The organism is Pseudomonas sp. AC112 (assembly GCF_979253545.1).
In genome coordinates, this window is record NZ_CEEDCM010000001.1 from 6,484,393 (window position 1) to 6,497,802 (window position 13,410).

13 protein-coding genes are annotated in these 13,410 nt (G+C 61.9%); 12 read left to right on the forward strand and 1 reads right to left on the reverse strand.

Translation table 11 applies throughout. The features are described from left to right. Positions 1-120 precede the first annotated feature (120 nt). The 3 genes from hydA (at position 121) to preA (ending at position 4,379) form a co-directional block, all read left to right on the forward strand. Positions 121-1,560 (forward strand): dihydropyrimidinase, encoded by a 1,440-nt coding sequence (hydA, locus tag AC0IYN_RS29785; RefSeq protein WP_457239775.1) that lies wholly within the window; start codon positions 121-123, stop codon positions 1,558-1,560. A gap of 177 nt (positions 1,561-1,737) precedes the next feature. Continuing rightward, entirely contained in the window at positions 1,738-3,105 is a 1,368-nt protein-coding gene (locus AC0IYN_RS29790) for an NAD(P)-dependent oxidoreductase (protein WP_099493008.1), read from the forward strand. Beyond that, positions 3,105-4,379, forward strand: a complete 1,275-nt coding sequence (gene preA, locus AC0IYN_RS29795; protein WP_406598970.1) for an NAD-dependent dihydropyrimidine dehydrogenase subunit PreA — start codon at positions 3,105-3,107, stop codon at positions 4,377-4,379. Before AC0IYN_RS29790 ends, preA begins: the two co-directional genes overlap by 1 nt. Before the next feature lie 79 nt (positions 4,380-4,458). Here the strand turns inward: preA and AC0IYN_RS29800 are convergent, their stop codons facing one another. Further along, positions 4,459-5,079 (reverse strand): TetR/AcrR family transcriptional regulator, encoded by a 621-nt coding sequence (locus tag AC0IYN_RS29800; RefSeq protein ID WP_041160967.1) that lies wholly within the window; start codon positions 5,077-5,079, stop codon positions 4,459-4,461. Positions 5,080-5,222: 143 nt separating this feature from the next. Between AC0IYN_RS29800 and AC0IYN_RS29805 the strand changes: the two genes are divergently transcribed. The 9 genes from AC0IYN_RS29805 (at position 5,223) to AC0IYN_RS29845 (ending at position 13,354) form a co-directional block, all read left to right on the forward strand. Continuing rightward, complete coding sequence (locus AC0IYN_RS29805; RefSeq protein ID WP_078049291.1) at positions 5,223-5,666, forward strand: GNAT family N-acetyltransferase; 444 nt, start codon at positions 5,223-5,225, stop codon at positions 5,664-5,666. An 18-nt stretch (positions 5,667-5,684) separates the two neighbouring features. Next, positions 5,685-6,050: a copper homeostasis periplasmic binding protein CopC gene (copC, locus tag AC0IYN_RS29810; RefSeq protein ID WP_457248724.1), complete on the forward strand. Its 366-nt coding sequence runs from the start codon at positions 5,685-5,687 to the stop codon at positions 6,048-6,050. A 3-nt stretch (positions 6,051-6,053) separates the two neighbouring features. Continuing rightward, positions 6,054-6,911, forward strand: coding sequence for a copper homeostasis membrane protein CopD (gene copD, locus AC0IYN_RS29815; RefSeq protein WP_457248723.1), 858 nt, complete (start codon positions 6,054-6,056; stop codon positions 6,909-6,911). A 395-nt stretch (positions 6,912-7,306) separates the two neighbouring features. Continuing rightward, positions 7,307-8,569 carry an OprD family porin gene (locus AC0IYN_RS29820; RefSeq protein ID WP_406598973.1) on the forward strand — a complete coding sequence of 421 codons (1,263 nt, stop codon included), beginning with the start codon at positions 7,307-7,309 and terminating at the stop codon, positions 8,567-8,569. A gap of 193 nt (positions 8,570-8,762) precedes the next feature. Beyond that, positions 8,763-9,587: an NAD-dependent epimerase/dehydratase family protein gene (locus AC0IYN_RS29825; RefSeq protein WP_406598974.1), complete on the forward strand. Its 825-nt coding sequence runs from the start codon at positions 8,763-8,765 to the stop codon at positions 9,585-9,587. Positions 9,588-9,590: 3 nt separating this feature from the next. Next, the gene (locus AC0IYN_RS29830) at positions 9,591-10,466 is read left to right on the forward strand and encodes an SMP-30/gluconolactonase/LRE family protein (protein WP_457239777.1); all 876 of its coding nucleotides are present in this window, start codon (positions 9,591-9,593) and stop codon (positions 10,464-10,466) included. Between the two features lie 51 nt (positions 10,467-10,517). After that, entirely contained in the window at positions 10,518-11,480 is a 963-nt protein-coding gene (locus AC0IYN_RS29835; protein WP_099492957.1) for a TRAP transporter substrate-binding protein, read from the forward strand. A 64-nt stretch (positions 11,481-11,544) separates the two neighbouring features. Continuing rightward, the gene (locus AC0IYN_RS29840) at positions 11,545-12,072 is read left to right on the forward strand and encodes a TRAP transporter small permease (protein WP_078049298.1); all 528 of its coding nucleotides are present in this window, start codon (positions 11,545-11,547) and stop codon (positions 12,070-12,072) included. A gap of 1 nt (position 12,073) precedes the next feature. Further along, positions 12,074-13,354: a TRAP transporter large permease gene (locus AC0IYN_RS29845; protein ID WP_078049299.1), complete on the forward strand. Its 1,281-nt coding sequence runs from the start codon at positions 12,074-12,076 to the stop codon at positions 13,352-13,354. The last annotated feature ends 56 nt before the right edge of the window (positions 13,355-13,410 follow it).

A 13,410-nucleotide genomic window follows, 5' to 3' on the forward strand; every position in this document is an offset into this window, starting at 1 on the left:
CGAATAACTCGGGCTAGTTTCTATTCCTGTCACCGATGACAGGAATTAACCGACCGTCGGTAAGCAGCATTACAACACTTAGAACTGGCACAAGCCGGTCAAGCCTGTGAGGAACTCGACATGTCGCTGTTGATCCGTGGCGCCACCGTTATTACCCATGATGAAAGTTACCGCGCCGACGTGTTATGCGCAGGCGGTCTAATTCGCGCCATTGGCACGAACCTGGATATTCCCGCCGGCACTGAAATACTCGATGGCAGCGGCCAATACTTGATGCCCGGCGGCATCGATCCCCACACCCATATGCAACTGCCCTTCATGGGCACCGTGGCCAGTGAAGACTTTTTCAGCGGCACGGCGGCAGGGTTGGCGGGAGGCACCACGTCGATCATCGACTTCGTGATTCCCAACCCACAGCAATCCTTGCTGGAAGCCTTCCACCAGTGGCGCGGCTGGGCGGAAAAATCCGCGTCCGACTATGGCTTCCATGTGGCGATCACTTGGTGGAGCGAGCAGGTGCGCGAGGAAATGGCCGAGCTGGTCAGCCACCACGGCATCAACAGCTTCAAGCATTTCATGGCCTACAAAAACGCGATCATGGCGGCGGACGACACCCTGGTCGCCAGCTTCGAGCGCTGCCTGGAGCTGGGCGCAGTGCCCACGGTGCATGCCGAAAACGGCGAGTTGGTGTATCACCTGCAACGCAAGCTGATGGCCCAGGGCATCACCGGGCCGGAAGCGCACCCGCTGTCGCGTCCGTCCCAGGTGGAGGGCGAAGCGGCCAGCCGCGCGATCCGCATCGCCGAGACCATCGGCACGCCGCTGTACCTGGTGCATGTGTCCACCAAAGAGGCGCTGGACGAAATCACCTACGCCCGTGGCAAGGGCCAGCCAGTCTACGGCGAAGTCCTCGCCGGCCACCTGCTGCTGGACGACAGCGTCTACCAGCACCCCGACTGGCACACCGCCGCCGGCTATGTAATGAGCCCGCCGTTCCGCCCGCGCGGGCATCAGGAGGCGCTGTGGCACGGCCTGCAATCCGGCAACCTGCACACCACCGCTACCGATCACTGCTGCTTCTGCGCCGAGCAAAAAGCCGCCGGCCGTGACGACTTCAGCAAGATCCCCAACGGCACAGCCGGTATCGAAGACCGCATGGCGCTGCTGTGGGATGAAGGCGTCAACACCGGGCGCCTGTCGATGCAGGCGTTCGTCGCACTGACTTCCACCAACACCGCGAAGATTTTCAACCTCTACCCGCGCAAAGGCGCGATTCGCGTAGGTGCGGATGCTGACTTGGTGCTGTGGGACCCAGAGGGCACGCGGACCATTTCCGCCAAGACCCATCACCAGCAGGTCGACTTCAACATCTTCGAAGGCAAGACCGTGCGCGGCGTGCCGAGCCACACCATCAGCCAGGGCAAGCTGGTCTGGGCCGATGGCGACCTGCGCGCCGAGCGCGGGGCCGGGCGGTATGTAGAGCGACCAGCGTATCCGGCGGTGTTCGAGCAGTTGAGCAAGCGGGCGGAGCGTTCCAGGCCCACTGCAGTGAAACGCTAAAAGCGGCCTTCGGCCTATCGCGGGCAAGTCGAATCGTCGCACCGCCGGCTCCCACATTTGAACGATGTGAACCCGATCCCCTGTGGGAGCTGGCTTGCCTGCGATAAAGCCAGCACCGGCAACACAAAAACCAATGCCCATCAGAGGCAGCACCTCAATAACCGTGAGGCCACCACCGTGATCCAGACCCTGACCCACCTCCCCCATCCCGTTGAGGATGGCGCCACCCTCGCCAGCCATTTCACCGACCTGGCACCGCCCCTCAATGCGCGCCAGGCGCAACTGGAAGCGTCGCGCTGCCTGTATTGCTACGACGCGCCGTGCGTGAACGCGTGCCCCAGCGAGATCGATATCCCCTCGTTTATCCGCAATATCCACACCGAAAACGTGCAAGGCGCGGCGCAGAAAATCCTCTCGGCCAATATCCTCGGCGGCAGTTGCGCGCGGGTCTGCCCCACGGAGATTTTGTGCCAGCAAGCCTGCGTGCGTAACAACGCCGAAGAGTGCGCCCCGGTGCTGATCGGCCTCCTGCAACGTTATGCGGTCGACAATGCCCACTTCACCGAGCATCCCTTTCACCGCGCCGCGTCCACCGGCAAGCGCATCGCGGTGGTCGGTGCCGGCCCCGCTGGCCTGGCCTGCGCCCACCGCAGTGCGTTGCACGGTCATGACGTGGTGATTTTCGAAGCCCGGGAAAAAGCCGGCGGCCTGAATGAATACGGGATCGCCAAGTACAAACTGGTGGACGACTTTGCGCAGAAGGAGCTGGATTTCCTCCTGCAGATAGGCGGCATCGAGATCCGTCACGGCCAGCGACTGGGGGACAATCTCACGTTGAGCGAGCTGCACCAGCAATTCGACGCCGTCTTCCTGGGACTCGGCCTGGCGGCAAGCAAACAACTGGGCCTGCCCTTCGAGGACGCCCCCGGCCTGCTCGCCGCTACCGATTACATCCGCGAGTTGCGCCAGGCCGATGACCTGACTCAACTGCCGCTGGCCGACCGCTGCATTGTGCTCGGCGCCGGCAATACCGCCATCGACATGGCCGTGCAAATGGCCCGCCTCGGCGCCCGCGACGTCAACCTCGTGTACCGCCGAGGCCTGGCGGACATGGGCGCCACCCACCATGAACAAGACATCGCCAAGGCCAACCAGGTGCGCCTGCTCACCTGGGCCCAGCCCGAAGCCGTGCTGCTGGATGACCTGGGCCACGTACGCGGCATGCGTTTTTTGCGAACGCGCATGGAGAACGGCCGCTTGCACCCCACCGGCGAAACCTTCGAGCTGGCCGCCGATGCGATCTTCAAGGCCATCGGCCAGGGATTCGACAACGAGGCGCTGCACGACCCGTTGGCGCAGCAACTGCACCGCGTCGGTGAGCGCATCTTCGTCGACGAACAGCTGCGCACCAGTATTCCCGGAGTGTATGCCGGTGGCGACTGCGTCAGCCTCGGCCAGGACCTTACCGTGCAGGCCGTGCAACACGGCAAGCTGGCTGCCGAAGCCATGCACGCCCAACTCATGCTGAATGTGGAGGCTGCGTAATGGCCGATCTCTCGATTGTGTTTGCCGGTATCAAAGCCCCCAATCCGTTCTGGCTGGCCTCCGCGCCGCCCACCGACAAGGCCTACAACGTGGTGCGCGCCTTCGAAGCCGGCTGGGGCGGCGTGGTGTGGAAAACCCTGGGTGAAGACCCGGCAGCGGTCAACGTGTCATCGCGTTACTCGGCCCACTACGGCGCCAACCGTGAGGTGCTGGGCATCAACAATATCGAGTTGATCACGGACCGCTCCCTGGAGATCAACCTGCGGGAAATCACCCAGGTGAAAAAGGACTGGCCCGACCGCGCACTGATCGTGTCGCTGATGGTGCCGTGCGTGGAGGAGTCCTGGAAAAACATCCTGCCGCTGGTGGAAGCCACCGGTTGCGACGGAATCGAGCTGAACTTCGGCTGCCCCCACGGCATGCCCGAACGCGGCATGGGCGCGGCGGTGGGCCAGGTGCCGGAGTATGTGGAACAGGTGACACGCTGGTGCAAGACGTATTGCTCGCTGCCGGTGATCGTCAAGCTCACGCCCAATATCACCGACATCCGTGTGGCAGCGCGGGCGGCGTATCGCGGCGGTGCGGATGCGGTGTCGCTGATCAACACCATCAACTCCATCACCAGCGTGGACCTGGAGCGCATGGTCGCCCTGCCGGTGGTCGGCACCCAGAGCACCCACGGTGGTTACTGCGGCTCGGCGGTGAAGCCAATTGCACTGAACATGGTCGCCGAAATCGCCCGCGACCCGCAGACCCAGGGCCTGCCGATCTGCGGCATCGGCGGCATCGGCAACTGGCGCGACGCAGCGGAATTCGTCGCCCTGGGCTGCGGCGCGGTGCAGGTGTGTACGGCAGCGATGCTGCACGGGTTTCGGATCGTGGAAGAGATGAAGGACGGGCTGTCGCGCTGGATGGACAGCCAGGGCTACACAAGCTTGCAGGAATTCTCCGGGCGCGCGGTGGGCAACACCACCGATTGGAAGTACCTGGACATCAACTATCAGGTGATCGCCAAGATCGACCAGGCAGCCTGCATTGGCTGCGGGCGTTGCCATATTGCCTGTGAAGACACCTCGCACCAGGCCATTTCGAGTGTGAAGTTGGCGGATGGCACGCATAAATACGAGGTCATCGATGATGAGTGCGTGGGTTGCAACCTGTGCCAGATCACCTGCCCGGTGGCGGATTGTATCGAGATGGTGCCGATGGACACGGGCAAGCCGTTTTTGAATTGGACGCAGGATCCGAGGAATCCATACAGGGAGGCTGTGTAAACCGAAATAGTGTGGTGAGCGAGCTTGCCTCGCGCGGGGCAAGCCCGCTCACCACAAAAATGGGATCAGCTCACCGACATCAAGGCTCCAACCCAATCCCCCGCAAGATCACACCTGTCACCGTCTGTATCGCCTTCTCGAACTGCATGTCCGACAACGGCTGGTGATCGTTGAGGATCTTCACCTGGTGATCAAAGTCGGCATAGTGCTGGGTCGAGGCCCAGATCATGTACAGCAGGCTCGACGGCTCCACCGGCAGGATGCGTTTGTCCTCCACCCACTGGCGAATTTTCGCTTCCTTCATCTTGGCCCAGTCGTACAGGCTTTCATCCAGTGCCTCACCCAGGGTCGGCGCGCCGTGGATGATTTCATTGGCCCACACCTTGGAGCCATACGGCCGCGTGCGCGAGCGCTGCATCTTGGCGCGAATGTAGCTACTGAGCACCACCCGTGGGTCATCGAAGGTTTCGAAGCTCAGGGCGTCCTGCTTCCACACTTCCAGCAGGTCGAACAGCACGGCGCTGTACAGCTCGCTTTTGGTGGTGAAGTAGTAGTGCAGGTTGGAGCGCGGCAGTTGCACTTCTTCAGCGATGTCGGCCATGGCAGTGCTGCCATAGCCTTTTTCGGCGAAGACTTTCTCCGCCGCCAGCAGGATTTTTTCGACGTTGACCCGACGAATTCCGATCTTGTGATTGCCCATAAGGGCTCCCTGACAACAACTTGGCTTAAAGACTACCATCGGCTCTAGATCGCGGCGACAAGCCATAATGAAACTTCTGACGCGAACCTTTCCCCTGGAAAACGGATTGGTTAGGATCGCGATCCCCATGAAGGATCATTGCAATGACTATTCGACCTCGCGTGGCCACCGACGACCCCGTGCTGGGAGCGCTGTGGGAGCGCTCGGTACGCGCCACCCATGACTTCCTCCCCGAGGACGACATTCAACGGTTGCTGCCCCTGGTGCGCGATACTTACCTGCCCATGCCCGCCCTGGAGGTGTGGGTATACGAGGATCAGGACGGTATCGCCGGTTTTATCGGCACCGGAGGGCAAAATGTCGAAATGCTGTTTATCGACCCGGACCGTCGAGGCCAGGGCATTGGCCGCCAGTTGCTGGACCACGCCCGCGCCCGTCACGACACCCTCACGGTGGATGTGAATGAACAAAACCCCCAGGCCGTGGGGTTCTACCTGCACTATGGTTTTATCCAGGTCGCGCGCTCGCCGCTGGATGGCGAAGGCAAACCCTTTCCCTTGCTGCACATGGCTCTACCGACTCCCTGAACCTGAAGGTATTGAACAATGTTGATCAAGAAAAGCCTCACCACCGTCGCCCTGCTCGCCTCCCTGCTGGGCGCTTCGGCGGCGTTTGCCCATGCCCATCTCAAGAGCGCTGAACCTGCGGCAGACAGCAGCGTCGCCGCGCCCAAGGATCTGCGCCTGACCTTCAGCGAAGGCGTCGAAGCCACGTTCACCAAGGTGTCCCTGAGCAAGGACGGCACCGAAATCGCCATCAAGGGCCTGGAAACCCCGGATGCCGACAAAAAAGTCCTGGTTGTCACGCCGGCCGCGCCCTTGGCCGCCGGCAACTACAAGTTGGTGTGGAACGCAGTCTCGGTCGACACCCACAAGAGCAACGGTGAATACAGCTTCAAGGTCGGCCAATAACCCATGGCGACCCTGCTGGTGCTGTGCCGCTTCCTGCATTTCACCGTCGTGTTGTTGATGTTCGGGGCCTGTGTGTTCAGGCCCTGGCTGGTGGGCGCTGGACCGCAACCGGTACTCGACCGGCAACTTCACCGTATCTCCCGTGGGCTGGCCTGGCTGGGGCTGGGCTCCGGCCTCGCCTGGTTGCTGCTGATCACTGCCAGCATGGCCGGCAGCTGGGCGGCGGCGTTGCAGCCGGCCACGGTGCAACTGGTCCTGGGCAAGACCTTTTTTGGCCAGGTATGGACCTGGCACCTGCTGCTGAACCTGCTGCTGGTCATCGTGCTGATCAAGCCCTGGCCGGCACTGCGCCTGCCGGTAATCGCGCTGCTGCTGGCGACGCTGGCGCCGGTCGGGCATGGCGCTATGCTCGATGGGCTCAGCGGGCAATTGCTGATCCTCAACCAAGTGGTGCACTTGGTCTGCGTGGGGGCGTGGCTCGGCGGGCTGTTACTGCTGGTCCTGATCCTCAGGCAGCCGCATGTGCACCCGGTGCAGGCGATCCTCAGACGCTTCAGCGGCGTGGGCTATGGCCTCGTCGCCGGGTTGCTGGTCACCGGCCTGATCAACGTGCGCGTACTCACCGGGCAACTGTGGCCCACGCCGTTGTTCAACGGGTTCGCGCTGATCCTGTTGATCAAGGTTCTGCTGGTGCTGGGAATGTTGGTACTGGCCTTGTTGAACCGCCTGCGTATCGAACGCTGTGAAGCGCGACCGGGCACCTTGAAGGCCAGCGTGATGCTGGAATGGTTACTGGGTGTTTCGGCGGTAGCCGCCGTTTCGCTGCTGGGCACCCTTCCGCCGATGGTCATGGCTGGCTAAAAAAGAAATTGGAACGCAATCAATGTGGGCGCTGGCTTGCCGATGCAGACACTTCGGTACATCAGACAGACCGAGTCGATGCCATCGCCGGCAAGCCAGCTCCTACATTTAGATCGCGGGGCTACAGTCAGATAGCGGTCAGCTGTCCGGCCGCCTTCGCGAGCAAGCCCGCTCCCACAGTTGGATCGCGGGGCAACAGTTAGATTGTGGTCGACTGTCAGGCCGCCTTAGCAGGCAGCCAGCTCCCACATTGATCCTGCCCGCTCTAGATCAAGCCACCCCAAGTCATCGTATAACTTCCGCTTGACAGCCCTCAAAAACCCCGCAAATATCCCCCTCAATGTTGTACGACGACGTACGACAAATAATAAAAACAACAAAAAGGGAGTTCCACTGTGAGTCAATTCGCCCGCAATTCCTCCTCGTCTATCGGCCTCCTCGGTCTAGGCAGCCTGGCATTTACCCTCCCCCTCAGCGTCCACGCCGACGGTTTTATCGAAGACGCCAAGGCCACGCTCAACCTGCGCAACGCCTACTTCAACCGCAACTTCACCAACCCAACCAACCCTCAGGGCAAGGCCGAAGAGTGGACGCAGAACTTCATCCTTGATGCCAAGTCCGGCTTCACCCAAGGCACCGTGGGTTTCGGGATTGATGTCCTGGGCCTGTACTCGCAAAAACTCGACGGCGGCAAAGGCACGGGTGGCACGCAGTTATTGCCGATCCACGATGATGGGCGCCCCGCCGACAACTTCGGCCGCCTGGGCGTGGCCCTGAAAACCAAGCTGTCGAAGACCGAATTGAAGGTCGGCGAGTGGATGCCGGTGCTGCCGATCCTGCGCTCCGACGACGGTCGCTCGCTGCCCCAGACCTTCCGTGGCGGCCAGGTCACCTCCAGCGAAATCGCCGGCCTGACCCTCTACGGCGGCCAGTTCCGCGGTAACAGCCCGCGCAACGACGCGAGCATGGAAGACATGTTCATGAACGGCAAAGCCGCGTTCACCTCCGACCGCTTCAACTTCGGCGGCGGCGAATACAGCTTCAACGACAAACGCACCCAGGTCGGCGTGTGGTACGCCGAACTCACGGATATCTACCAGCAACAGTATTTCAACCTGACCCACAGCCAACCCGTGGGCGACTGGACCCTGGGCGCCAACCTCGGCTTTTTCAACGGCAAGGAAGACGGCAGCGCCCTGGCCGGCGACCTCGACAACAAGACCGCCTTCGCCCTGCTCTCGGCCAAGTACAACGGCAACACCTTCTATGTGGGCCTGCAGAAACTCACCGGCGACAGCGTGTGGATGCGGGTCAACGGCACCAGCGGCGGCACCCTGGCCAACGACAGCTACAACGCCAGCTACGATAACGCCAAGGAAAAATCCTGGCAGGTGCGCCATGACTTCAACTTCGTGGTGCTTGGCATTCCGGGGCTGACCATGATGAACCGCTACATCAGCGGCAGTAACGTGCACACCGGGGCGATCACCGACGGCAAGGAATGGGGCCGCGAATCGGAACTGGCCTACACGGTCCAAAGCGGTGCGCTGAAGGACCTGAACGTGCGCTGGCGCAATTCGACCATGCGTCGGGATTTCAGCAACAACGAGTTCGATGAGAACCGGATTTTTGTCAGCTATCCCATCTCACTGTTGTAACGCGACCAATGTGTGGGCTTGCCTGCGATGGCGGCGCATCAGCAATGTAGATGTCAACTGACAGTCCGCAATCGCCGGCAAGCCAGCTCCCACAATAGTATTTTGCCGCCAGCAAGATCGTTGACAACTTGGGGAATCACTAACGATACTTCCGCCTAGTCATACGACAACCTACAACAACAATGGAACCCTCATGACCACCACCACAACCACGCCTGTTCCATTCAACCGCCTGCTGCTCACCGGTGCCGCCGGTGGCCTGGGCAAAGTCCTGCGCGAACGCCTGCGCCCATATGCCCAAGTGCTGCGCCTGTCGGACATCGCGAATATGGCCCCGGCGGCCGATGCGTCCGAAGAAGTGCAACCCTGCGACCTCTCCGACAAACACGCCGTGCACCACCTGGTAGAAGGCGTCGATGCGATTCTGCACTTTGGCGGCGTATCGGTGGAGCGCTCGTTCGAAGAAGTCCTCGGTGCCAACATCTGCGGCATTTTCCATATTTACGAGGCCGCTCGTCGCCATGGCGTGAAGCGCGTGATTTTCGCCAGTTCCAACCATGTCATCGGCTTCTACAAGCAGGGCGAAACCCTCGACGCCCACTCCCCTCGCCGCCCGGACAGCTACTACGGCCTGTCCAAGTCCTACGGCGAAGACATGGCCAGTTTCTACTTCGACCGCTACGGCATCGAGACCGTGAGCATCCGCATCGGCTCGTCGTTCCCGGAACCGCAGAACCGTCGGATGATGCACACCTGGCTGAGCTTCGATGACCTGACCCAACTGCTCGAACGCGCGCTGTACACGCCGAACGTCGGCCACACGGTGGTCTACGGCATGTCGGATAACCTCGACACCTGGTGGGACAACCGCTACGCCGCCCACCTGGGCTTTGCGCCAAAGGACAGCTCCGAGGTGTTCCGCGCCCAGGTCGAAACCCAGCCACCGGTGGCCGACAATGACCCGGCCAAGGTTTACCAAGGCGGCGCGTTCTGCGCAGCCGGCCCCTTCGGTGATTGACCCATGAGCGCCGAATTGATTGTCGACGCGCGCAATGCCGTGGGTGAATGCCCGGTGTGGGTGCCTGGGGAAAACGCCCTGTACTGGGTGGACATCCCCAATGGCGGCCTGCAACGCTGGAGCGCCGCCAGCGGCCATATCGCCGCCTGGACAGCCCCGCAGATGCTCGCCTGTATCGCCCGCACCACGGCGGGCAACTGGGTCGCCGGGATGGAAACCGGCTTCTTCCAGCTCACCCCACACAACGATGGCAGCCTCGACACCACGCCCCTGGCGAGCATCGAGCACCCGCGCACGGACATGCGCCTGAATGACGGCCGCTGTGATCGCCAGGGTCGTTTCTGGGCCGGCAGCATGGTGCTGAACATGGGCTTGAACGCGGCTGAGGGCACCCTCTACCGCTACGCGTCCGGCGCGGCACCCCACGCCCAACTGGGCGGGTTCATCACCCTCAATGGCCTCGCGTTCAGCCCGGATGGCCGCACCCTGTATGCCTCGGACTCCCACCCACTGGTGCAGCAGATCTGGGCCTTCGACTACGACATCGACACCGGCACGCCGTCCAATCGCCGCGTGTTCGTGGACATGCACAACCATCTGGGCCGCCCCGATGGCGCCGCCGTGGACGCCGATGGCTGCTACTGGATCTGCGCCAACGACGCCGGGCTCATCCACCGCTTCACCCCCGAAGGTCGCCTCGACCGCTCCCTCACCGTACCGGTAAAAAAACCCACCATGTGCGCCTTTGGCGGCAGTCGCCTGGACACCCTGTTCGTCACCTCGATCCGTGATGACCAGAGTGCGCAGTCACTGTCCGGCGGCGTGTTCGCCCTCAACCCCGGCGTTGTCGGATTGCCGGAGCCCCAGTTCATCCTCTAGCTGCATCGCTGTGCCTTGAATACAACAATAACAAGACAGGAGAGACATCCCATGGACTTCAAACGCACCTTGCTCGCCGCTGCATTCTTCACCCTCAGCAGCGCTGCCCACGCGCTGGAAATCAAATTTGCCGACATCCACCCGGACGGTTACCCCACGGTGGTCGCCGAAAAGAACATGGGCGCGGCCCTGACCAAGGAAAGCAACGGTGAACTGACCTTCAAGTTCTTCCCCGGTGGCGTCCTGGGCTCCGAAAAGGAAGTGGTCGAACAGGCCCAGGTCGGTGCCATCCAGATGGCCCGGGTCAGCCTGGGTATCGTCGGCCCGGTGGTCCCCGACGTGAACGTGTTCAACCTGCCGTTCGTGTTCCGTGACCAGGCGCACATGCGTAAGGTTATCGACGGCGAGATCGGCGATGAGATCCTCGCCAAGATCACCGACTCGGAGTTCGGCCTGGTGGCCCTGGCCTGGATGGACGGCGGCACGCGCAACCTCTACACCAAGAAACCGGTACGCAAGATCGAAGACCTCAAGGGCATGAAAATCCGTGTGCAAGGCAACCCGCTGTTCATCGAGGCCTTCAATGAAATGGGCGCCAACGGCATCGCCATGGACACCGGCGAGATCTTCAGTGCCCTGCAGACCGGCGTGATCGACGGCGCAGAAAACAACCCGCCGACGCTGCTGGAACACAACCATTTCCAGAACGCCAAGTACTACACCCTCACCGAGCACCTGATTTTGCCCGAGCCCATCGTGATGTCGAAAATCACCTGGAACAAGCTCACCCCCGCGCAGCAGGTCATGGTGAAAAACGCCGCCAAGGCCGCCCAGGCTGACGAGCGCGTGTTGTGGGACGCCAAGTCCGCCAGCAGTGAAACCAAGCTCAAGGCCGCCGGTGTCGAGTTCATCACTGTCGACAAAAAACCCTTCTATGACGCCACCGCGCCGGTGCGCGCCAAATACGGTGCGGCTTACGCCGACATCATCCAGCGCATCGACGCCGTTCAGTAACGCCCTCCTTCTCTAGCAAGGCCCGGCGCGGTCGGCACTGACGCGCCCGGTTACGGTGAACGCCATGAAGAATTTACTGCTGCGCATCAACGACCGCATTTACATGACCTGCATCTGGGTCGCCGGCCTCTCGGTACTGGGGGTCGCATTGATCATTCCCTGGGGCATCTTCGCCCGCTACGTCCTCGGCACCGGTTCCAGTTGGCCGGAACCCACCGCCATCCTGCTGATGCTGGTATTCACCTTCATCGGCGCCGCCGCCAGTTATCGCGCCGGGGCGCACATGTCGGTGGCGATGATCACCGACCGCCTGCCTCCCACCCAACGCCGCGTCGTCGGCATCGTTTCCCAGCTGCTGATGGCAACCATCTGCCTGTTCATGGCGATCTGGGGCACTAAGCTGTGCCTGTCCACCTGGAACCAGTTCATGAGCGCCATCCCCACGTTGCGCGTGGGCATCACCTACATGCCGATCCCGATTGGCGGGCTGCTGACCCTGGTGTTTGTGCTGGAGAAACTCCTGCTCGGTGACCAGAGCAACCGTCGGGTCGTGCGTTTCGACCTGGTTGAAGAAAGCGAAGGGGCCGCCTGATATGGACGCATTGATTCTGTTGGGCAGCTTTATCGCGTTGATCCTGATCGGCATGCCCGTGGCCTACGCCCTGGGGCTGGCCGCCTTGATCGGCGCGTGGTGGATCGACATTCCGTTCCAGGCCCTGATGATCCAGGTGGCTGGCGGGGTGAACAAGTTTTCGCTGATGGCGATTCCGTTTTTTGTGCTGGCCGGGGCGATCATGGCCGAGGGCGGCATGTCGCGCCGGCTGGTGGCGTTTGCCGGGGTGCTGGTAGGTTTTGTGCGCGGCGGCCTGTCCCTGGTGAACATCATGGCCTCGACATTTTTTGGTGCGATCTCCGGCTCGTCGGTGGCCGATACCGCCTCGGTCGGCTCGGTGTTGATCCCGGAAATGGAACGCCGGGGCTATCCCAGGGAGTTCGCCACGGCCGTGACCATCAGCGGTTCGGTGCAGGCCCTGCTGACACCGCCCAGCCACAACTCGGTGCTCTACTCCCTGGCAGCGGGTGGCACGGTGTCGATCGCTTCGCTGTTCATGGCCGGCGTGGTCCCGGGCTTGCTGATGAGCGCCTGCCTGATGGTGCTGTGCCTGATCTTCGCCAAGAAGCGCGACTACCCCAAGGGCGAAGTCATCCCGCTCAAGCAGGCCCTGAAAATCTGCGCCGATGCGCTGTGGGGCCTGATGGCCATGGTGATCATCCTCGGCGGTATTCTCTCGGGCATCTTCACGGCCACCGAGTCCGCCGCGATTGCCGTGCTGTGGGCATTCTTCGTGACCATGTTCATCTACCGCGACTATAAATGGAGCGAGCTGCCCAAGCTGATGCACCGCACGGTGCGCACCATTTCCATCGTGATGATCCTGATCGCCTTTGCCGCCAGTTTCGGCTACATCATGACCCTGATGCAGATCCCGGCGAAGATCACCACGCTGTTCCTGACCCTGTCGGACAACCGCTACGTGATCCTGATGTGCATCAACGCGATGCTGCTGTTGCTCGGCACGGTGATGGACATGGCGCCGCTGATTCTGATCCTCACGCCGATCCTGCTGCCGGTGATCCTGGGGATCGGCGTCGACCCGGTGCACTTCGGCATGATCATGCTGGTGAACCTGGGGATCGGGTTGATCACCCCACCGGTGGGTGCCGTGTTGTTTGTGGGCGCGGCGGTGGGCAAGGTCAGCATCGAGAAAACCGTGAAGGCGTTGCTGCCGTTCTATGGCGTGCTGTTCCTGGTGCTGATGGCGGTGACCTACATCCCGGCGCTGTCGCTGTGGCTGCCCAGCGTGGTGCTGTAACCCTCCCCTTGCAGGCGCCGGCAAGCTGGCGCCTACAAGTGACCTGCATTTCAAGG

What these genes read in the sequence shown, in the direction of transcription:
- copC (WP_457248724.1), top strand. Translation starts at nt 5,685, where the DNA reads ATGTTGATCAAGAAAAGCCTCACCACCGTCGCCCTGCTCGCCTCCCTG.
- AC0IYN_RS29840 (WP_078049298.1), top strand. Translation starts at nt 11,545, where the DNA reads ATGAAGAATTTACTGCTGCGCATCAACGACCGCATTTACATGACCTGC.
- preA (WP_406598970.1), top strand. Translation starts at nt 3,105, where the DNA reads ATGGCCGATCTCTCGATTGTGTTTGCCGGTATCAAAGCCCCCAATCCG.
- AC0IYN_RS29825 (WP_406598974.1), top strand. Translation starts at nt 8,763, where the DNA reads ATGACCACCACCACAACCACGCCTGTTCCATTCAACCGCCTGCTGCTC.
- AC0IYN_RS29800 (WP_041160967.1), bottom strand. Translation starts at nt 5,079, where the DNA reads ATGGGCAATCACAAGATCGGAATTCGTCGGGTCAACGTCGAAAAAATC.
- copD (WP_457248723.1), top strand. Translation starts at nt 6,054, where the DNA reads ATGGCGACCCTGCTGGTGCTGTGCCGCTTCCTGCATTTCACCGTCGTG.
- AC0IYN_RS29830 (WP_457239777.1), top strand. Translation starts at nt 9,591, where the DNA reads ATGAGCGCCGAATTGATTGTCGACGCGCGCAATGCCGTGGGTGAATGC.
- AC0IYN_RS29845 (WP_078049299.1), top strand. Translation starts at nt 12,074, where the DNA reads ATGGACGCATTGATTCTGTTGGGCAGCTTTATCGCGTTGATCCTGATC.
- AC0IYN_RS29835 (WP_099492957.1), top strand. Translation starts at nt 10,518, where the DNA reads ATGGACTTCAAACGCACCTTGCTCGCCGCTGCATTCTTCACCCTCAGC.
- hydA (WP_457239775.1), top strand. Translation starts at nt 121, where the DNA reads ATGTCGCTGTTGATCCGTGGCGCCACCGTTATTACCCATGATGAAAGT.
- AC0IYN_RS29805 (WP_078049291.1), top strand. Translation starts at nt 5,223, where the DNA reads ATGACTATTCGACCTCGCGTGGCCACCGACGACCCCGTGCTGGGAGCG.